The organism is Pseudoduganella rivuli, from assembly GCF_009674485.1.
Lineage (GTDB): Bacteria > Pseudomonadota > Gammaproteobacteria > Burkholderiales > Burkholderiaceae_D > Rugamonas > Rugamonas rivuli_B.
Genome location: NZ_WKJJ01000016.1, coordinates 182,050 through 200,219 on the forward strand (window position 1 = coordinate 182,050; position 18,170 = coordinate 200,219).

Consider the following 18,170-nt stretch of genomic DNA (forward strand, 5'->3'; position numbering starts at 1 on the left):
GATGAATAAAAAACTGGTGATTGCAGTGGTGGCGGCGCTGCTGGTGGGCGTCGGAGTCGCGGGCGGTGCCTGGTGGTACCTGAGCAAGAAAGCGCCGGCGGCGGAAAACGGTAAGGCCGAGGCCAAGCATGAAGAAGCGAAGCCGGCCAACACCGAGCCACCCAAGTACATCACCGTGGAAAAGGTGATTGTCATGCTGAGGCGCAGCGAAGGCGAAAGTGTGACGCACTACCTGTCGGCGGACCTGGTGATCGCCACCACCGCCAAGCAGGAAAAAGAATGCAAGGAACATTTGCCGTTGTTGCGCAGCGTGGCCGTCAAAGCCCTGTCGTCGCTGCCGATGGCCAAAGCGTCAACGATGTCGATCGACCAGTTCTCGGAAGAATTGAACAAGGCATTCGAAGAAACCTACGCCAGGGATAAGCGTGAAAAGCCGTTCAGCGAAGTGATGATCGGCAAACTGATTGTGGAATAAAGCCAAAACATGGGTGGGACAGGCATGGGCTACATAGAACAATACCCGGACGCATATGCCGAGAGCTATGGCGACGCGGGCAGCGCGCCGGTCACGCACAGCGTGGCTGACGAGCAGAAGCACCTGCTTTCCTATGCGCCGCTGGTGAAACGCATCGTACGCCAGCTCAATTCGCAGATTGCCGGCGCCATCGACCGCGACGACATGGAGCAGATCGGGCTGATGGGCTTGCTGGAAGCGTTGCGCCGCTATGGCGAACCGGACGCGGCCTTTGGCAGCTATGCCAGCCTGCGCATCCGCGGCGCCATCCTCGATGAATTGCGCCGCCAGGACTGGCGGCCGCGCGCCGTGCGCCAGCACAGCCATAAATTGCGCGACGCCGTGCGCGAACTGACGCGCAAGCTGGGCCATGAACCCGATGAGCGGGAAATCATCACGCACCTGAAACTCACACCCGAGGAATACCAGGCGTACCAGCTCGATGAAAGCGCGGAATTGCTGGCCAGTTTCGACGAAGTCTTGCAGGACACGCTGGGAGGCGGCGGCGAAAGCACGCCCAGCCCGGAAGAACAATTGATCGTGCGGCGCAGCCTCGCCCAGGCCCTGATGAGCCTGGACGAACGGGAACAGCGCGTGGTGCAAATGTATTACGAATTCGAGCTCAGCTACAAAGAAATCGCTGCCGTGCTGGATTTGACGGACGCGCGCGTGTGCCAGTTGAACAAGGCCGCGCTGAACAAGATGAAAGCGGTGCTCAAGAGCGCCTGATCCGCTGCGGTGGATGCAAGGAAACCAAGTTAATAAGCAGAAAGGCGTTCTATTATGCAAGTCTTTTTAGGCATCATGATTGTGCTGGGCTCCGTGTTCGGCGGCTTTGCCATGATGGGTGGTGCATTCCACCAGATCTGGCAGCCGATCGAATTGATCGTGATTGCCGGCGCGGGCGCCGGCGCCATTGTGATTGGCAATCCCAAGCACGTGCTGGCGGAAATGGGCGCCCAGCTGAAAAAAGTGGTGGTGCGCAAGAAATATGACTCGGAATTCCAGCGCCAGTTACTGCTGCTGATGTATGAACTGCTGCAACTGGCGGCCGGCGGCCTGAAAGCGCTGGATGCGCACGTGGAGGCGCCGAAGGATTCGCCACTGTTCCAGCGCTACCCGCTGGTGCTGGAAGAATCGAAATTGCTGGCGTTCATCGTCGACAACTTCCGCCTGATGGCAATGGGCAAGATCAACGCGCACGAACTGGAAGGCGTGCTGGAGCAGGAACTGGAAGCCATCCATGAAGAAATGAACCAGCCGGCCAAGTCCATCGGCAAGATCGGCGAAGCAATGCCGGGCTTCGGCATTCTGGCGGCCGTGCTGGGTATCGTGATTACCATGAGCACCGTGTCCGAAGGCGCCACGTCAGGCGAAATCGCGGAACACGTGGGCGCCGCGATGGTCGGTACCTTCATCGGTATTTTCCTGTGCTACGGCGTGCTGGATCCAATTTCCAACGTGATGAAGCAACTGGTCAACCAGGAAGCGTCCAACAAGGAATGCGTGAAAGTCGTGCTGGTGACGCACGTGGCGGGCAAACCGCCACTGCTGGCGATCGACGCGGGCCGCCGCCTGGTGGCGCTGAACGTGAAACCAAGCTTCGCCCAGCTGGAACGCTGGATCAACGAGCTGGAAGGCCGCGACAGCGAACCGGACGCCGGTTCAGGCTCGCGCCGGGGAGGTGGCCGTGCAAAAGCCGCATGAGAAACATGAGCAGACTATCGTCAAGCGCGGCGGCGGCAAGCACGCGCATGACGATCACGGCGGCGCCTGGAAAGTGGCGTTCGCCGATTTTTGCCTTGCACTGATGTGCCTGTTCCTCGTGCTGTGGCTGATGGCGGCGAGGAATACGGAATCCCTGCAACACATCCTGACCGAGGCGGACGGTAACAAGACTGACCAGGGTAAAGGCGTGATGCCGGAACAGGTGGGCGGCCCGCGCGGCAGCCTGATCGAGCGCTTCCCCATGCCGCGCACGGGTAAAACCGACGCCCCCGGCACGGCGCTGGCCAGCGGTGCGGATTCGTCGGAAATCCAGGATGCCCGCGTCAGCTATGAAACCCCGGGCGACTTGCAAAAACTGTCGAAAGCGCTGGCCAAGATGAGCACGGACGCGGGCCTGGCGCAAAATCTGGAATCCGTCATTACGCCATACGGCTTGCGCGTGATGCTGCACGACACGGATAAACAAGGCATGTTCGTGCGCGGCAGCGCCATCCCGACCGACCGTTTCAACAACTTGCTGAAACAGATGGGTCCGTTGTTCGAGCGCATGGAAAACCGGATGCTGGTGGTCGGCCACACGGATTCGACGCAGTATGCGGACACCGGTTACTTTGCTTATTCGAACTGGACGCTGTCGTCCAACCGCGCGATGGCGGCCCGCTCGGTGCTGCTGTCCGGCGGCATGCGCAAGGACAGCGTGCTGCAGGTGGTGGGCATGGCCGACCGCGCGCCGATCGATACGCAAAAAGCCGATGCGGGCGTCAACCGCCGCATCGAACTGTTGATCCTGACGCCGGAACAATCGAGGGCGGTGTCCGCCATGTTTGGCATGCCTGGCAACAGCCATGGATTGGGTGGCGAAATCAGTACCGCCGTGCCGGATGCGAATGCTTTGCAGCAACTACGCAACAAGCTGGGTCCGGAAGGCAAATACGGGACAGGCCGCAACAATGGAAATTGAACGAAACTACGCTCGCCAGCGTAAGGCGGGTTAAGATGAGCATCTCGAAGACAAGAGGTCAGCGTATGAGAATTTCTTCCGGGATCGGTGACGCCTTTTCCGTCAACCGTGTCGCAGACAATGCCCCGGCGGAAGGCCCGCAAGCCCCCGCCACCAGCAACAAACCTGCCGAAATGCAATCGGCCGTATTGCAGCCAGCCATGGCCGCCTTGAAAGAGATGCCGGAAATGGACCTGGACCGGATTGCCATGCTGCGCGATGCGCTGGCGAAAGGCGAACTGCCGTTCGATCCGGACCGCCTGGCGGGCCTGGTGCAGCGCTTCCATATGGGAACTGACAAGTGAGTAATGTCGCACCGACGCGCCAGGACGCGTTGCAGAGTTTGTTGCAGGGGGTGGCGGCCGACCAGCAAGCCTACACGGCGTTGCAGGCGTTGCTGGAGCGGCAATTTGCCGCCGCGCTGCGCCGCCAGGCACAGCACCTCAATGAATTGGCTGAAGAAATTTCTGTTTTGGTCGATACCATGGAACAACGCCGCCGCGAACGTGTCGCGCTGGCGCAAGCCGTTGCCGGACCGGAAGCCCGCATGGCCGACGTTTATGCCTTGCTGAAGCCGGATGCGCGCAAGCGGCTGGAAGCCGACTGGCTGGCACTGGAAACCATGGCGAAAGAATGCAAGCGGCTGGGCAAACGCAATACCGATTTGATGGTCGAGCAATATTCCATCATGCAGCGCGTGCTGCATGGCGATAACCAGATTTACGAACCGGTTTAACCGATACCCTGTTTGAACATGAGCCGTCCTGATTTCACCGCGTTCACCGCCACCACCCGGCCGACCCAGGCCACGGCGGCCACGCTCAGTAATGTGCGTCCGACCGCGGCCACCGGCGGCGCGTCGGCGTCGTTTGCCGCCTCATTTTCCACATCCATGGCAGCCATGAACGCGCCCTTCGCGTCCGGCGGCAACACCACGTTCAGCAAGGCGCAGCGCGACGTGGCGGCCTTTATCCAGGAAGCCGTGAGCCCGGAACCGGGCGTGCTGCCGTCGCAAAGTTCGGCGTCGCTGGCCATGCGCGCCCGCGCGGCCGGCATGGCCGACAGCAGCGGCGCCATCATGGCGGCCACCCTGAACAATGCCAACAGCGCATCGCAAAAAGAATTCCTCGAATCCATCATGCCGTGGGCCACGGAAGCGGCGCAAAAGCTGGGCGTCGCGCCGGAACTGGTGGCGGCGCACGCGGCGCTGGAATCGGGCTGGGGCCAGCATCCACTGGGCGCCAGCAACAACCTGTTCGGCATCAAGGCCGGCAGCCAGTGGCAAGGGGGCGTCACGTCCGCCGCCACCACGGAATATGCGTATGGCTTGCCGATGAAGAAAGTCGAAAAATTCCGCAGCTACCCGGATACGGCCAGCGCCTTCCGCGACTACGCCAATGTCCTGGTCGACAACCCGCGCTACCGCGACGCGTTGAACACGGGGTCCGACGCGCGGGCCTTTGCGCAAGGCGTGGCGCGCGGCGGCTACGCCACCGACCCGTCGTATGCGGATAAATTAATGAAACTGGCAACCCAGCTGCAACGGCGGCAGCCGGTGCAGCCTACAGGGGATTAATTCACCATGGGCAGCTCGGCAGGTTCCACTGTTCCGCTGCCCGTGATCCGGGCCCGTATCACGGTGCCACTGACGTTGCGCACGCGGATCACCGTGCCGCGCGCACCGGGATCCAGCGCCTCCCCCGCCATGCTCACTTCGATCTGTTCACGCCGCGCCACGATGCGCACGGGATCGCCCCGCTTGATCACCTGCGCTTCCACCAGCATGCTCTGGCGCAGCAATTCGCCATTGCGCAGCGAGCGCCGCGCCGACATGCCCAGCAACGTGGATTCATCGGCCACGGTATCCGTGACCAGCGTGATGTCGCGCCGCTCGAACGCCACGTCGGCCGCCGCCACCGGCTTACCGGCCGGAACATCGGCCGCCATCACGGCCACCGTCGCCGTGACTTTGGCGCGCACGATGAAGTCATATTTCCAACCGTCGGCGCCCGGACATTCCGCGATCAGCCGCATGCGCGTTGGCTGCCTGACATCGGCCGCCTCCACCGCGACTTTCCCCTTGCACGGCGGGACCGTGCGCGTGACGACGGCCGCGACTTCGAACTTCGCGTCACGCCATCCAGCCGATTCTGCACTCCTTGATAACTGCTCTTTGGCAACCTGTTCCACCTGCGCCACAATCTGGTCTGAACTCGATATTGCCATGCAAAGATTTGGCATGCCGACCGACAACAGCAGCACGAACCGGGGTACAATGGGTTTGTTGAACATGAGCAATAATACCTTTACTATTACGGTGGCGTTGCGCAGTGGCGATACCTAGTACGCTGCGGTGCAATTGTACATGGGCGACAGCGAGTTAACAGGGGGAAGGCGCTATGGGAATTAACTTCAAGGACGCCATCGGCATGCATGCCGATGCACTTCACTTGCGTGCCGACCGCACGCGCATCCTGGCCACCAATATCGCGAATGAAAACACGCCGGGCTTCAAGGCCCAGGACATGAATTTCGGCGCCATGCTGGCCAATACACAGGCGACGCAAAAAGGCGAACCCACGTTCGAAGGCGATGAGGGCCGCATGTACCGCGTTCCCTTCCACCCCACCCGCGACGGCAACACCGTCGAGATCGGTGTTGAACAGGCAGCGTTCTCGCAAAACTCCACGGAATTCGGCACCAGCCTCACCTTCATCAACATGAAGCTGAAGGGCCTGGCCAAAGCCATCAACGGACAATAGAACTCCAGACCCCACTCCAAGAGGGCCGCACCATGAGCTTCAAAGATATTTCGCAAATCGCCGGTTCCGCCATGGCGGCACAAACCGTGCGCCTGAATACCGTCGCCAGTAACCTTGCCAACGCCGAGTCCGTAGCGGGCAGCGAAGGCCAGACCTACCGTGCGCGCAAGCCCGTGTTTGCCACGATGATGCAGGAAGGCGCTGGCGAAGGCGCCGGCGGCCGCGTGCAAGTGGTCGACGTGGTGGAAAGCAACGAGCCGCTGCGCCGCGTGTATGAACCGGGCAATCCGCTGGCCAATGCGGAAGGCATGGTGTTTTATCCCAACGTGAACCAGGTGGCGGAAATGACGGACATGATGTCGGCCGCGCGCGCGTTTGAAACCAATGTCGAAGTGCTGGGCCGCATCCGCGGCATGCAGCAGTCGCTGCTGAAACTGGGCGAGGGCTAATCCATGCAAACCAATCTGTTCACCAATAGCAGCGCCAACAGTGGCGCCAGCGCCGCGGCCGGCCAGACGGCGGTCGGCACCAACCCGCTGGCAACCGGCACGGAAACGTCGCTGATGTTCACCAAGCTGCTGGTGGCGCAAGTACAAAACCAGGATCCGCTGTCACCCAACGACCCGGCCGCCTTCGTGTCGCAGCTGACGCAACTGTCGCAAACCGAAGCGCTGCAAAAGCTGTCGACCTTGACCAGCACCAACGCCACCGTCCTGCAAGGCATGCAGGCGCTGTCGCTGGGTGCGCAAGTCGGCTCCGACCTGACCGTGTCCGCTGAAACCGTGTCGCTGAGCGGCACGCCGGCGCGCGGCAGCTTCACGCTGGGCTCGGGCAGCACCGCGACCACGCTGGTATTGACCGGCGTCGATGGTGTCGAACATAAAGTCAGCCTCGGCATGCAAGCCGCGGGCAATGTGCCGTTCGTGCTGGACCCGGCCGCGCTGGGCCTGCCATATGGCGATTACAAGATGCGCGTCGAAACCAGCACCAAGGAAAGCCCGCCACTGGAACTCACGGGACGCCTGAACAGCGTCCGCCTGGGTTCGGGTGGCGCCGTCTTGCTGAACGTTGCAGGAGTCGGTGAAGTTTCGCCGAGCGCCATATCCGCCTTCAATGGCAAATCCACGGTTGCCAGCTCTAACTGAGCCAACTTAGCCACATCACTACGCTACTTCTGTTCTGAAAGGAATCCATCATGGGCTTCGATATCGCAATGTCTGGCATCCAGGCTATTAACGAACAACTGGGTACCATCTCCAACAACATCGCCAACGCCGGCACGTTCGGCTTCAAGTCCAGCCGCGCCAACTTCGCATCGCAATATGCGGGCGACCAGGCATCGGGCACCAAGATCGGTTCCATTTCGCAAAGCATCGGCACCATCGGCAGCACCACGCAAACCGGCCGCGGCATGGATGCCGCCATCAATGGCCGCGGCTTCTTCGTGGTCAAGGATGGCCTGGGCGCGCCGCAATACACCCGCGTCGGCATCTTCGATTCGGACGCCAACGGCTTCCTGGTCGACCAGAGCGGCCGCCGCGTGCAGGGTTTCGCGCAAGAAGTGGGTTCCACCGTGCTGGGCCCGCTGGGCGACCTGACCGTGCCGGCCGGCCAGATTGCCGCCGTGCCGACCACCAAACTGAGCTACACCAGCAACTTCTCGGCCGACTGGAAAGTGCCGGCCGTGGCATACACCTCGCCGGATCCGGCCGCATCGCCAGCGGTGACGCCTGACCCAAGCTCGTACAACATGTCGCGCGTGTCCATCGCTTACGATGCCCGCGGCAACCAGCACAGCATCACCCAATACTTCGTGCGCACCGACGCCAACACCGTGACGGTGCACTACTCGGTGGATGGCGACGGCACCTCGACCGACTTCGGCACGTCGACCCTGACCTTCAAGGCCGACGGCACGCTGGATCAGATCGACGGCAACGCCGTCAACACCGATCCGACACCGGTCCACACCCTGACCATCCCGGCCGACTACAAGAGCACGGGCGCGCCGGAACTGGCGCTGTCCATCGATTACATGGGCGGCACGCTGTTCGCAGGCGAAGCATCGACTTCCGTCAACAAGGCCGACGGCTATGGCGCGGGTAACTTCACCGGCACGGAAATCGACAAGGATGGTTCGCTGATCGCCAAGTATTCGAACGGCCAGCGCCAGACCGTGGGCAAGATCGCCCTGGCGACCTTCCCTTCGGAAACCTCGCTGACGCCGATTTCCGACACCAGCTGGTCCGCCAACCTGGCATCCGGCACGCCGCTGTACACGACCCCGGGCGTGGGCATGGCCGGCGCGCTGACCACGTCGGCGCTGGAACAGTCGAACGTCGACGTCACCACCGAACTGGTGGGCCTGATGACGGCGCAGCGCAACTACCAGGCCAACTCCAAAGTGCTGCAGACGGAAAGCACCGTGCTGCAATCGCTGATGCAGGCCATGTAATCGCCCGGTAAATCATGGACGCATTGATTTACACCGCCCTGACGGGCGCCGAACTGGCGCTCCGCGGGCAACAGGTGCACGCCAACAACCTGGCCAACATCGACACGGCCGGCTTCCGCGCCACCATGGCGCTGGCCACCACCCAGGCCATGCCGGGGTATGGCTACGATGACCGGCACGGCGCGAAAATGCAGGCCGATTCGATCAGCACCAAGGCGGGCGTCCTGAAAAGCACGGGGCGCGACCTGGACGTGGCGATCGGCGGCAATGGTTATTTCGCCGTGCAGATGGCCGGTGGCGGCGAAGCCTACACCCGCGCCGGCAGCATCACGCTGGACGCGGACGGCACCATGACGGTCAACGGCTTGCCGCTGCTGGGCGGTGGCGGCCCGATCCGGTTGCCGGCCCATTCGCGCGTGGAATTCGGCCTGGACGGCACGATTTCCATCCAGCCGCCGGGCGGCACCAACATGACGGTGGTCGACAAGCTCAAGCTGGTCAATGCGGAAGGGTCGGAAATGACCAAGAACGCGTCCGGCCTGCTGGTGGCGCGCAACGGCCAGCCGCTGCAAACCGATCCCAACGTGCAGGTGCGCAGCGGTTTCCTGGAAGGCAGTAACGTGTCGGCCGTGGAAGAAATGGTCGCCGTCATGAGTTTGAACCGCACCTTCGACGTGCAAATGAAAATGTTCCAGGCCAGCGACAAGATGACCGAGGCCGGCAACCGCCTGGTCGGCGGATAAACAAGGAGTAAATCATGAATCCCGCAATGTGGATCAGCAAGACCGGCATCCAGGCACAGGACGCCAAACTGCAGGCGATCGCCAACAACCTGGCCAACGCCAACACGGTCGGCTTCAAGCGCGACCGCGTGTCGTTCCAGGATTTGCACTATTCGATCGAACAGCAGCCTGGTGCGCAGCGCGCGGACAACAACACGCTGTCGCCGTCCGGCGTGCAGCTGGGTAACGGCACGCAAGTGGTCGGCACGCACAAGATTTTCACCAACGGCAGCATCCAGACCACCACCAACGCGCTGGACGTGGCCATCAATGGCCAGGGTTTCCTGCAAGTGCGCCGTCCGAACGGCGAACCGGCATTCACCCGCGCCGGCCAGTTGCAACTCGATGCCAACGGCATCCTGGTCAACGCGTCGGGCTTGCCGCTGGTGCCGCAAATCACGATTCCCGCCAACGCCACCGCGGTGACCATCGCGGAAAACGGCACGGTGTCCGCCACCACGGCAGGCTCCCCCACCCCGACCGTGGTGGGCCAGCTGACCCTGACGTCGTTCATCAACCCGGCCGGCCTGCAGGCGCTGGGCGACAACCTGTTCGCGGAAACCGCATCGTCCGGTACGCCGACCGAAGGCAACCCGGGCACTGACCAGTTCGGCAAGCTGAAGCAAGGCGCGCTGGAAGGTTCGAACGTGCAGGTGGTGGAAGAAATGGTCGACATGATCGCCACCCAGCGCGCATATGAAATGAACACCAAAGTCCTGTCCGCAGCGGAAAACATGCTGCAATACCTGGCCCAGGCTGCACGATAATGAAAACCCTGTTGTCCGCAGCCGTCGCCATCGTGCTGACCGGCTGCGCTGCGGTCCAGCCGCCAGCCGTGCGGCCGGGCCCGTTCGACGAAGCGCCCGCCATGGGCCGCTCGCCGCAGCCGATCGCGCGCGGCACGTCCGGCGGCGTGTTTGCGCCGGATTCCGGTGTCTCGCTGTATTCCGACAGCCGCGCCTTCCGCGTCGGCGATGTCGTCACCGTGTTGCTGGAAGAAACCACCAACGCGTCGAAATCCGCCGGCACCAAGTTCAGCAAGGATTCCGGCGTCAACGTGGCCGCCCCCAGCCTGCTCGGCAAAACGTTCGCCAAGGCCGCCATCGACCTGAATGCGGGCCGCACGTTCGAAGGCGACGCCACCAGCACGCAGCAAAACGCGCTGTCCGGCGCCATCACCGTGGTGGTGCAGGAAGTGTTGCCGAACGGCTTGCTGAAGCTGGCCGGTGAAAAACTGCTGACCCTGAACCAGGGCGAAGAATTCGTCCGCCTGCGCGGCTTTGTGCGCGCGGCCGACATCGATGCCGACAACAAGGTCTCGTCGCTGCGCATTGCCAATGCGCGCATTGCCTACTCCGGAACCGGCACCCTGGCCGAATCCAATTCGCCCGGGTGGCTGACCCGCTTCTTTACCGGTCCGCTGATGCCGTTCTAAGGTGACACCATGAAACACCGTTTGTTTGCCACCCTCGCCTTCGCCGCCACGGCGATGCTGTCCGCCGCCATGCCGGTGCACGCCGCGCAAACCCTGCGCAACCTGATTACCGTGGAAGGCGTGCGGGAAAATCCGCTGGTCGGCTATGGCATGGTGGTCGGCCTGGCCGGCTCCGGCGACACCACGCAGGTCAAGTTCGCCAGCCAGTCCGTCATCAACATGCTGAAGCAGTTCGGCGTGAAAATGCCGGACGGTACCGATGCGAAGAGCAAGAATGTGGCCGCCGTCATGGTGTCCGCCGTGTTCCCGCCCGGCTACCGCCGTGGCCAGGCCATCGACATCACGGTGTCGTCGCTGGGCGATGCGAAAAGTTTAAGGGGCGGCACCCTGCTGCTGACGCCGCTGAAAGCCGCCGACAATGAAGTGTATGCGCTGGCCCAGGGCAATGTCGTGGTGGGCGGCTTCGCCGCCGGCGGCAAGAGCGGCTCGTCCGTCACGGTGAATACGCCGACCGCCGGCCGCATCCCGAACGGCGCCATCATCGAGCGCGAGATCGCGACCGATTTCGCCACCAAGCCGTCGGTACGCCTGTCGCTGCGCCACCCGCATTTCCAGACCGCGACCAATATCGTCGACTCCATCAACCGCCAGTTCGGCCAGATCGCCACCACCAACGATGGCACCAGCGTCGAAGTGGTGGCGCCGGAAAATCCGACCCAGCGCGTGGCGTTCATGGCCAAGTTGCAATCGCTGCCGATCGACGTCGGCGACGAAACCCCGAAAGTCGTGTTCAATTCCCGCACCGGCACTGTGGTGATCGCCGAAGGCTTGCGCGTGCGCCCGGCCGCCGTCACGCACGGTTCGCTGAAAGTCACGATCGAGGAAAGCACCAAGGTCAGCCAGCCCAACGCGCTGTCGCAGGGCGGCACCACGCAGGCGTCGGCGCAATCGCAGGTCAGCGTCGACCAGAATGCCGCGCAAACGTTCAAATGGCCGGGCGGCGCGCGCCTGCAAACCATAATCGACACCATCAACAGCCTGGGCGCGACGCCGGACGACATCATGGCCATCCTGCAAGCGCTGGACCAGGCCGGCGCCATCGAAGGCGAATTGGTGGTGATTTAAGGAATAACGATGGCTAACCTGGAAAACCGCCTCGCCCCGCTCATCCCGCGCCAACTGGACATGGGCAAGCAGGATGGGCTGGCGCCCATCAAGGATGCGGCCACCCAGGCGGCGGAAACGGCCGCCGCCGCCAATCCCGTCGACCCGACCTACCGCGCCAAGGCCACCGAAGCGGCGGTGAAGTTCGAATCGTTCTTCATTTCGCACATGATGCACCAGATGCGCGCATCCGGCCGCACCTTGCAGGAAGACGACAGCGGCCACCGCGACAAGACCAACGACGACATGCTGGACATGGCCGACAACCTGGTGGCCGACCAGATGGCCGGCCGGCGCGCGTTCGGCATTGCCGACGCCATCCTGCGGCAACTGTTGCCGCCAGCCGCACCGGCGCCCGCGCCGGACGGCGCCGCCCTCCCGCTCCACCCCGCCGCACCCGCCATGCCTCTTTCCGAAGGGCAACGCAAAGTGTTGCCGGACACAAAATAATCATCTCCGATTTAATGTCCGGCCGGCGACGGTCGCCTTTAACAGATAACCGGCCGGACACCATGCACACGCAAGGCTCTCCCGGCCCCTACCTGGAAAGACTTGCTACATGAGCATCATCAATAACGCACTGTCCGGAGCACTCGCCGCGCAAACCGCGCTGTCGACGACCAGCCAGAACATTGCCAACTTACAAACCAAGGGCTACACGCGCCAGGGCGTGAACCTTGCTTCGGTGGCGCCCGGCATCACCAGCAAGACGCCCGGCATGGGCGTGGAAGTGACGGGCCTGACCCGGTTTTCCGATGCCTACAAGAGCCAGCAATTGTGGCGCGCCGCCAGCGACCAGGGCCAGTACAGCCAGAACCAGCCTTACCTGTCGCAACTCGAACGCGTGATGGGCGACGACCAGTCCAGCATCAGCGCAGGTGTCGACCAGTTCTTCAAGGCATTGAATGCAGCCGGTGTCGATCCGACGTCGACCCCGCTGCGCCAGCAAGTGGTGACGGCGGCCAACGCCATGTCGCAGCACTTCAACAGTATTTATAACGTGATGGCGAACCAGCGCCTGTCGATCGACCAGCAGCGCGCGGCCCTGATTCCGAATATCAACGCCGACATCGACGCCATCGCCCGCCTGAACCAGAAAGTCATCGGCGCCGAAGCGCTGGGCACCAACGTGTCGGCGCTGGTCGACGAACGCGACCAGGCCATCGACCGCCTGGCGTCGAAACTGTCGATCGAAGTCATCGAGCAGCCCGACGGTTCGCGCAGCGTGTCGCTGCGCACCGGCCAGCCGCTGGTGATCGGCCCGCAGGGTTCGGTGATGGCGTTCCACCAGACTGCCGAAGGCCCCGTGCTGAACCTGACGTTCAACCAGACGTCGTTCGACCTGGACGACAGCGCCATGGGCGGCCAGATGGGCGGCTTGTCGTCGTACAAGAACACGATCCTGGCGCCGATCCAGCAATCGATCGTCGACATGGCGGACCAGCTGTCGGCCAAGGTCAATGCGCAATTGCTGTCCGGCTTCGACGTCAACGGTAATCCCGGTGTTGCGCTGTTCAACTTCAATGCGTCCAGCACCACCGGCATGCTGCAAATCGACCCCGCCTTCCAGGCGAGCCAGCTGGCGTTTTCCGCCGACGGCACGCCGGGCGACAGCGCCAACCTGCAAGGCTTGATCGGCATCCGCACGCAAAGCATCTCGCTGTCGTCGATCGGTTCGGTGCTGGTGGCCGACGCCGACACGCAGCTGGTCGGCAAGCTGGGCATCGACAGCCAGCAAAACCAGGCGCTGCTGAAAACAGCGGACACGATCCGGCAACAGGCGGAAGACGACTGGAAATCGACGTCCGGCGTCAACCAGGATGAGGAAGCGGTCAACCTGATGGAATACCAGAAGATGTACCAGGCGAACATGAAGGCGATCGCCATCGCCAATGAGCTGTTTGACTCCACCCTGCGAATGTTCTGAGGAGCCATATCATGCGCATCGCCACTTCCCAATTCCAGGCTTCGATGAACCGCTCGCTGTCCGTCAACCAGGACAAAATCAGCAAGCTGACCGAACAAATGGCGTCCGGCGCCGCCGTCATGGTGCCGTCCGACGACCCGCTGACCAATGTGCGCATCTCCCGCCTGAACCGCGAGGAAGCGCAAATCGGCCAGTACCGCGCGAATATCGACGCGGTGAAAATCCGCCTGCAAAAGAATGAAACCTTCCTGACCAGTACCGTTGGCGACATCAACCAGGTGCGCGACTTGCTGGTGTGGGCACTGGACGGCGGTTCCGTGACGCCGGACGACTTGCAATCGATGAAGCAATCGCTGACGTCGCTGCGCGATTCGATGATGTACAGCGCCAACGTGCGCGATGCGGAAGGCCGTTTCGTGTTCTCCGGCACGCTGACCGCCACGGACGCGATCACGTTCGATGAAAATGCTGCGCCCGGTTCCCGTTACACCTATACTGGCAATGATGGCAAGCAGGAAGTCGTGGTGGGCAACGGGATTTCGCAAACCGCGAACGTCAATGTGAAGGGACTGGAATCGTTCCTGAACCAAATCGACGCCACCCTCGACGGACTGCAAGCCGGTGTATCGTCGAACGACCCGACCATGCGCGCCCTGTTGCAGGCAAACCTGGTGGGAGCGGACGATACGCTGAACCTGATTTCCACGAAGATCGCGGATTTGGGCGGCGCACAGAACATCATGGCCACCCTGGCCGATAACCACGCGAATGTCAGCCTGTCGAACCAGATGGCGCTGACGGACCTGGGGAAATTGGACTACGGTGTGGCCGCAACGGATTTGAATGGCTACAATATTGCTTTGCAATCCACTTACAAGGCGTATGCCAAAGTAAGCAACCTGTCCCTCTTTAACGTACTGTAACTCGCATGCAAATCGCTCAGCGCACCAGTTCCAGCGGAATTGCCGCCCCCTCGGGCAGCAAGACCAGCTCTGCCAGCAAGGTCGATGCGACCGGCTCGGTAGGGCAATCCGCTGCGCCAGAGCAGGTCGGCGCCCCGGGCGCCCCTGCTCCGGTGGCCCGGCGCGGCCTGAGCAATTGGGACCAGCCGTTGCAGCGGGACATTTCGGGTGCACAGCAAGCCGTTGATTTCCTGGAGCAAAGCGCCGCCCAGCTGCGCGCACTGAAGGCGGAGCTGTCCGCCAAACTGGCCAACCGTTCGGGCCGCGACGGCCAGGCGGAAGCCCGCGTCCGCCAGTTCAGCGATACCTGGCGCAACCGCCAGGAAGCATCCGGCGGCACCCTGGACAGCCAGCTCAGCTATAGCAGCAATGAATCGCAGCAGCGCTTCAAAGTGCGAGGCATGACTATGGGTAACCTGCGTCACGGCGCCCGCGAAACGCTGGCCATTGCTGTCGGTAACGGGGCGCAGGGTTTGCGGTCGGTCCAGCTGGAACCGGGCTTGTCGGACGAAGAAATCATTGCCCGCTTCAACCAGGCGCTGGCGCCTGTCAATATCAGCGTATCGCTGGCCGATAACGGCGACCTGGAATTTACCACGCCGGAATCGAACTGGACCAATGTGCGCGATACGATGGCGATCCAGGGCGGCGGCATCCGCTACCCGACCGGCCAGTTGAACCGCGTCCGGACCGATCCGGAACCGCCCGTCATCATGCCGGAACAATGGCACACGAATGACGCGGAAATGATCCGCCAGACCTTGCAGCAAGTGATTCAGGCGCTGGCCCACGTGGAAGCGGCGCTGTCCAAGGTCAACCTGGCGCTGGCCGATGCATCGCAGCGCGCCAATTCCGCCATGCCCGAAGTCAGTGCGGCCGGCATGGACCAGGCGGCGCAGAATTTTGTCACGACCGCGAACGAGCCCAGCTACTCCTCGCTGCTGAGCCTGACGTCGGCGCTGACCGGCATTAACCGCGACCGCGTGATGGCGCTGCTGGGGCTGCGGATGTAATTATACCGCGAAGAATTGCCGTGCGGCAATGAATTGTTTAAGCGGACCTTCGGGTCCGTTTGCATTTGTAGGGCGGTAAGCCGAAGGCTTGCCGCCATTGCGTGCGGCCCGGTGCTGCTGGCGCCAGCGGCGGCGCACGCATGGCGGCTTCCGCAGGCGGAAACCGCCCTACGCGAGGCCGTCCGCGATTTATTCAGAACCTCCAGGTTTTCCGAGGTAGCGGCATTACGGCAAACGCGGCAAGCCGTTCCTCGCCATGCCGGCGAATTTGTTGGCTTGCACCGCATGGGCAAACACATAGCCCTGCGCATAGTCGCAGCCGGCCGCCACCAGCAGCGCCTGCTGCGCGGGTGTCTCCACCCCTTCGGCCACCACCTTCAAGCCCAGTTTATGGGCCATGACGATCAGCGCTTCGCACAGCGCCAGGTCGCCGGAATCGCCCACCATGTCCTGCACCAGCGAGCGGTCGATCTTGACGAAGTCGATATCGAATTTGCGCAAGTGTGCCATCGAGCCATAGCCGGTGCCGAAATCGTCCAGCGCCACCTGCAAGCCCATGGCGCGGTAATGACGCAGGCGCTCCAGCACTTCCGCCGCATCGTCCATCAACACATTTTCCGTCACATCGATGACGATGGAACGGGGCGCCAGGTCCAGCCGCTCCACGTGTTCCAGCCAGTCTCCGGCCCCGGCGCCACGGAATTGCGCGGGCGACTGGTTGATGCTGACCTGGAACGGGCGGCCCAGTTCCTTTTGCCACTCACGCACCTGTTCCGCCGCGCGGCGGAAGACCCAGTCGCCGATTTCCACGATCAGCCCGGACGATTCCGCATACGGCATGAAATCGTGGGGATGCAGCAATCCCCGCTCCGGGTGGCGCCACCGCAGCAACGCCTCGGCCCGCTCGATCATGCCCGTGTTCAGGTTGACGATGGGCTGGTAATACAGTTCGAACTGGCCGGCCGCCAGCGCGTGGCGCAAATCCGTCGACAGCCGCTGGCGCCGCTGCGCGGCTTGCTGCAAATCCGGCGTGAAGTAATGGTAGCGGTTGCGGCCCGCATTCTTGGCGGCATACATGGCCTGGTCCGCGTGGCGCAGCAATTCCGACGCGTCGGACGCGTCCGACGGGAACAGCGCGATGCCGACCGAGGCCGACACGCAGCCATCGCCCCCTTCGAGGCGGAAGGGCTGGCGCAGCGACGTGATGATGTTTTGCGCCACGCGGTCCACCGACGCCGCGTGGTCCAGGCCCGACACGATGACGACAAATTCATCGCCGCCCAGCCGCGCCAGCGTATCGGTGGCGCGCACGCACGCGGTGATGCGCGCCGACGATTCAACCAGCAGCGCATCGCCCTGCTCGTGGCCATAGGTGTCGTTGATCAGCTTGAAGCCGTCCAGGTCGATGAACAGCAGCGCCAGCAGCAAGCCTTCGCGCCGCGCCTTCTTCATTTCCTGCCCCAGCCGGTCATGGAACATGTGGCGGTTCGGCAGCGCCGTCAACTGGTCGAAATTCGCCTGTTGCCAGATCAGTTCGGCCGACTGGCGGCTGGCCGTGATATCGGTCACCAGCGCCAGGGCGCCCATGTAGGCGCCCGCATTGTCAAAGATGGGATTGGTAGCCAGGGTGGCCCATAATTCCTTGCCATCCTTGCGGATGAACTTGAATTCGTGGCGCTCCGCGATCCCTTGCTGGCGGCGCGCGATATTGCGCTCGAGGATGGCGCGCCCTTCATCGTCCATGAAGGCCACCAGCGGCTGGTCCAGGATTTCCTCGATGCTGTAGCCCAGCATGGACGCCATCTTGGGATTGACGAACGACGTGCGCGCCTGCGCATCGATTTCCCAGATGCCCTCTTCCGCGCTGTGGACGATGCGGCGGAACCGTTCTTCACTTTTTTCCAGCGCGGCCAGCTTGCCTTCCGCCGGTTCCAGCACCACGCGGATGGCCTGGCCACTGCCGTCCGCGCTGGCCCGCAACGATGCGGGAAAACCCGTGTCGCCGGGACGGCCATGGGTCAGCTGCAAATCGCAGCGCTGGGGGTTGCTGGTATTGGCCGCGTCGCGAATGAAGGCATCGAAGTCAGACAGGAAGCGGGGCGCGACAAACTGGCGGAACAACACCTGGCCGGCAGTATTGCGCCGCAGGCCCAGCAAATCCGCGCCCACGATATTCATTTGCAGGATCGTGGTGTCGAACGCCAGCACAAAGTAACCAACAGGAGCCAGCAGGTGGATATCGTTGAAATACGCCTGGTCTTGCTCGTAGCGGGCCCGTTCCGGCGTCAGCGCCAGGTCATCCAGCGACCCGGGGCCATGAACCGCCAATGGCGCATCCCCCAACACCGGCCGCAGAAGGTCGGAGGACTGCAACACCGATGCATGCAATTGCTTGTCCATGCCACCGCCTTATCGTGGAATGCCGTGC

The 18,170-nt window shown here is 62.7% G+C and carries 21 protein-coding genes; 19 read left to right on the forward strand and 2 right to left on the reverse strand.

All coding sequences use genetic code 11. The annotated features are described in order from the left end of the window. Position 1: 1 nt before the first annotated feature. The 7 genes from GJ700_RS24160 (at position 2) to GJ700_RS24190 (ending at position 4,818) form a co-directional block, all read left to right on the forward strand. Positions 2 to 475 carry a flagellar basal body-associated FliL family protein gene (locus tag GJ700_RS24160; RefSeq protein ID WP_154378731.1) on the forward strand — a complete coding sequence of 158 codons (474 nt, stop codon included), beginning with the start codon at positions 2 to 4 and terminating at the stop codon, positions 473 to 475. A 24-nt stretch (positions 476 to 499) separates the two neighbouring features. Beyond that, positions 500 to 1,243 (forward strand): FliA/WhiG family RNA polymerase sigma factor, encoded by a 744-nt coding sequence (locus tag GJ700_RS24165; RefSeq protein WP_154378733.1) that lies wholly within the window; start codon positions 500 to 502, stop codon positions 1,241 to 1,243. A gap of 54 nt (positions 1,244 to 1,297) precedes the next feature. After that, positions 1,298 to 2,221, forward strand: a complete 924-nt coding sequence (gene motA / locus GJ700_RS24170; RefSeq protein WP_154378735.1) for a flagellar motor stator protein MotA — start codon at positions 1,298 to 1,300, stop codon at positions 2,219 to 2,221. Further along, entirely contained in the window at positions 2,205 to 3,203 is a 999-nt protein-coding gene (locus GJ700_RS36280; RefSeq protein ID WP_371868105.1) for a flagellar motor protein MotB, read from the forward strand. Before motA ends, GJ700_RS36280 begins: the two co-directional genes overlap by 17 nt. A gap of 65 nt (positions 3,204 to 3,268) precedes the next feature. Further along, on the forward strand, positions 3,269 to 3,547 hold the full coding sequence (locus tag GJ700_RS24180) for a flagellar biosynthesis anti-sigma factor FlgM (RefSeq protein WP_154378737.1): 279 nt from the start codon (positions 3,269 to 3,271) through the stop codon (positions 3,545 to 3,547). Continuing rightward, positions 3,544 to 3,978, forward strand: a complete 435-nt coding sequence (flgN, locus tag GJ700_RS24185) for a flagellar export chaperone FlgN (RefSeq protein ID WP_371868106.1) — start codon at positions 3,544 to 3,546, stop codon at positions 3,976 to 3,978. The genes GJ700_RS24180 and flgN overlap by 4 nt, the downstream gene beginning before the upstream one ends. 18 nt (positions 3,979 to 3,996) lie before the next feature. Next, positions 3,997 to 4,818 carry a glycoside hydrolase family 73 protein gene (locus GJ700_RS24190; protein ID WP_154378739.1) on the forward strand — a complete coding sequence of 274 codons (822 nt, stop codon included), beginning with the start codon at positions 3,997 to 3,999 and terminating at the stop codon, positions 4,816 to 4,818. On the opposite strand, the gene flgA is transcribed toward GJ700_RS24190, so the two are convergent. Then, a complete protein-coding gene (gene flgA / locus GJ700_RS24195; RefSeq protein WP_229507213.1) occupies positions 4,815 to 5,468 on the reverse strand; it encodes a flagellar basal body P-ring formation chaperone FlgA in 654 nt (217 codons plus the stop codon). The two genes, GJ700_RS24190 and flgA, sit on opposite strands and share 4 nt — an antisense overlap. A 173-nt stretch (positions 5,469 to 5,641) precedes the next feature. Here flgA and flgB point away from each other — a divergent pair, with 173 nt between their 5' ends. The 12 genes from flgB to GJ700_RS24255 all read left to right on the forward strand — a co-directional run bounded on the left by flgB (position 5,642) and on the right by GJ700_RS24255 (position 15,742). Then, positions 5,642 to 6,004, forward strand: coding sequence for a flagellar basal body rod protein FlgB (gene flgB / locus GJ700_RS24200; RefSeq protein WP_154378743.1), 363 nt, complete (start codon positions 5,642 to 5,644; stop codon positions 6,002 to 6,004). A 32-nt stretch (positions 6,005 to 6,036) separates the two neighbouring features. Next, the gene (flgC, locus tag GJ700_RS24205) at positions 6,037 to 6,453 is read left to right on the forward strand and encodes a flagellar basal body rod protein FlgC (RefSeq protein WP_154378745.1); all 417 of its coding nucleotides are present in this window, start codon (positions 6,037 to 6,039) and stop codon (positions 6,451 to 6,453) included. A 3-nt stretch (positions 6,454 to 6,456) separates the two neighbouring features. Further along, complete coding sequence (locus GJ700_RS24210) at positions 6,457 to 7,149, forward strand: flagellar hook capping FlgD N-terminal domain-containing protein (protein ID WP_154378747.1); 693 nt, start codon at positions 6,457 to 6,459, stop codon at positions 7,147 to 7,149. 50 nt (positions 7,150 to 7,199) lie between these two features. Next, positions 7,200 to 8,459, forward strand: a complete 1,260-nt coding sequence (locus tag GJ700_RS24215) for a flagellar hook protein FlgE (protein WP_154378749.1) — start codon at positions 7,200 to 7,202, stop codon at positions 8,457 to 8,459. Between the two features lie 14 nt (positions 8,460 to 8,473). After that, positions 8,474 to 9,202, forward strand: a complete 729-nt coding sequence (locus GJ700_RS24220; RefSeq protein ID WP_154378751.1) for a flagellar basal body rod protein FlgF — start codon at positions 8,474 to 8,476, stop codon at positions 9,200 to 9,202. A 14-nt stretch (positions 9,203 to 9,216) separates the two neighbouring features. Further along, positions 9,217 to 10,008: a flagellar basal-body rod protein FlgG gene (flgG, locus tag GJ700_RS24225; RefSeq protein ID WP_195763994.1), complete on the forward strand. Its 792-nt coding sequence runs from the start codon at positions 9,217 to 9,219 to the stop codon at positions 10,006 to 10,008. Next, positions 10,008 to 10,676, forward strand: coding sequence for a flagellar basal body L-ring protein FlgH (gene flgH, locus GJ700_RS24230; RefSeq protein ID WP_154378753.1), 669 nt, complete (start codon positions 10,008 to 10,010; stop codon positions 10,674 to 10,676). The genes flgG and flgH overlap by 1 nt, the downstream gene beginning before the upstream one ends. Before the next feature lie 9 nt (positions 10,677 to 10,685). Beyond that, the gene (locus GJ700_RS24235) at positions 10,686 to 11,801 is read left to right on the forward strand and encodes a flagellar basal body P-ring protein FlgI (protein WP_154378755.1); all 1,116 of its coding nucleotides are present in this window, start codon (positions 10,686 to 10,688) and stop codon (positions 11,799 to 11,801) included. Between the two features lie 9 nt (positions 11,802 to 11,810). After that, entirely contained in the window at positions 11,811 to 12,290 is a 480-nt protein-coding gene (locus GJ700_RS24240; RefSeq protein WP_229507214.1) for a rod-binding protein, read from the forward strand. A gap of 109 nt (positions 12,291 to 12,399) precedes the next feature. Continuing rightward, complete coding sequence (gene flgK / locus GJ700_RS24245; RefSeq protein WP_154378757.1) at positions 12,400 to 13,767, forward strand: flagellar hook-associated protein FlgK; 1,368 nt, start codon at positions 12,400 to 12,402, stop codon at positions 13,765 to 13,767. Between the two features lie 11 nt (positions 13,768 to 13,778). Continuing rightward, positions 13,779 to 14,690, forward strand: a complete 912-nt coding sequence (flgL, locus tag GJ700_RS24250; RefSeq protein WP_154378759.1) for a flagellar hook-associated protein FlgL — start codon at positions 13,779 to 13,781, stop codon at positions 14,688 to 14,690. A 5-nt stretch (positions 14,691 to 14,695) separates the two neighbouring features. After that, entirely contained in the window at positions 14,696 to 15,742 is a 1,047-nt protein-coding gene (locus tag GJ700_RS24255; RefSeq protein WP_229507215.1) for a hypothetical protein, read from the forward strand. 225 nt (positions 15,743 to 15,967) lie between these two features. Here the strand turns inward: GJ700_RS24255 and GJ700_RS24260 are convergent, their stop codons facing one another. Beyond that, positions 15,968 to 18,142, reverse strand: coding sequence for a putative bifunctional diguanylate cyclase/phosphodiesterase (locus GJ700_RS24260; RefSeq protein WP_154378761.1), 2,175 nt, complete (start codon positions 18,140 to 18,142; stop codon positions 15,968 to 15,970). Positions 18,143 to 18,170 lie beyond the last annotated feature (28 nt).

Coding starts and splice junctions, on each gene's coding strand:
- GJ700_RS24160 (WP_154378731.1), top strand. CDS start 2: ATGAATAAAAAACTGGTGATTGCAGTGGTGGCGGCGCTGCTGGTGGGC.
- GJ700_RS24165 (WP_154378733.1), top strand. CDS start 500: ATGGGCTACATAGAACAATACCCGGACGCATATGCCGAGAGCTATGGC.
- motA (WP_154378735.1), top strand. CDS start 1,298: ATGCAAGTCTTTTTAGGCATCATGATTGTGCTGGGCTCCGTGTTCGGC.
- GJ700_RS24180 (WP_154378737.1), top strand. CDS start 3,269: ATGAGAATTTCTTCCGGGATCGGTGACGCCTTTTCCGTCAACCGTGTC.
- GJ700_RS24190 (WP_154378739.1), top strand. CDS start 3,997: ATGAGCCGTCCTGATTTCACCGCGTTCACCGCCACCACCCGGCCGACC.
- flgA (WP_229507213.1), bottom strand. CDS start 5,468: ATGGCAATATCGAGTTCAGACCAGATTGTGGCGCAGGTGGAACAGGTT.
- flgB (WP_154378743.1), top strand. CDS start 5,642: ATGGGAATTAACTTCAAGGACGCCATCGGCATGCATGCCGATGCACTT.
- flgC (WP_154378745.1), top strand. CDS start 6,037: ATGAGCTTCAAAGATATTTCGCAAATCGCCGGTTCCGCCATGGCGGCA.
- GJ700_RS24210 (WP_154378747.1), top strand. CDS start 6,457: ATGCAAACCAATCTGTTCACCAATAGCAGCGCCAACAGTGGCGCCAGC.
- GJ700_RS24215 (WP_154378749.1), top strand. CDS start 7,200: ATGGGCTTCGATATCGCAATGTCTGGCATCCAGGCTATTAACGAACAA.
- GJ700_RS24220 (WP_154378751.1), top strand. CDS start 8,474: ATGGACGCATTGATTTACACCGCCCTGACGGGCGCCGAACTGGCGCTC.
- flgG (WP_195763994.1), top strand. CDS start 9,217: ATGAATCCCGCAATGTGGATCAGCAAGACCGGCATCCAGGCACAGGAC.
- flgH (WP_154378753.1), top strand. CDS start 10,008: ATGAAAACCCTGTTGTCCGCAGCCGTCGCCATCGTGCTGACCGGCTGC.
- GJ700_RS24235 (WP_154378755.1), top strand. CDS start 10,686: ATGAAACACCGTTTGTTTGCCACCCTCGCCTTCGCCGCCACGGCGATG.
- GJ700_RS24240 (WP_229507214.1), top strand. CDS start 11,811: ATGGCTAACCTGGAAAACCGCCTCGCCCCGCTCATCCCGCGCCAACTG.
- flgK (WP_154378757.1), top strand. CDS start 12,400: ATGAGCATCATCAATAACGCACTGTCCGGAGCACTCGCCGCGCAAACC.
- flgL (WP_154378759.1), top strand. CDS start 13,779: ATGCGCATCGCCACTTCCCAATTCCAGGCTTCGATGAACCGCTCGCTG.
- GJ700_RS24255 (WP_229507215.1), top strand. CDS start 14,696: ATGCAAATCGCTCAGCGCACCAGTTCCAGCGGAATTGCCGCCCCCTCG.
- GJ700_RS24260 (WP_154378761.1), bottom strand. CDS start 18,142: ATGGACAAGCAATTGCATGCATCGGTGTTGCAGTCCTCCGACCTTCTG.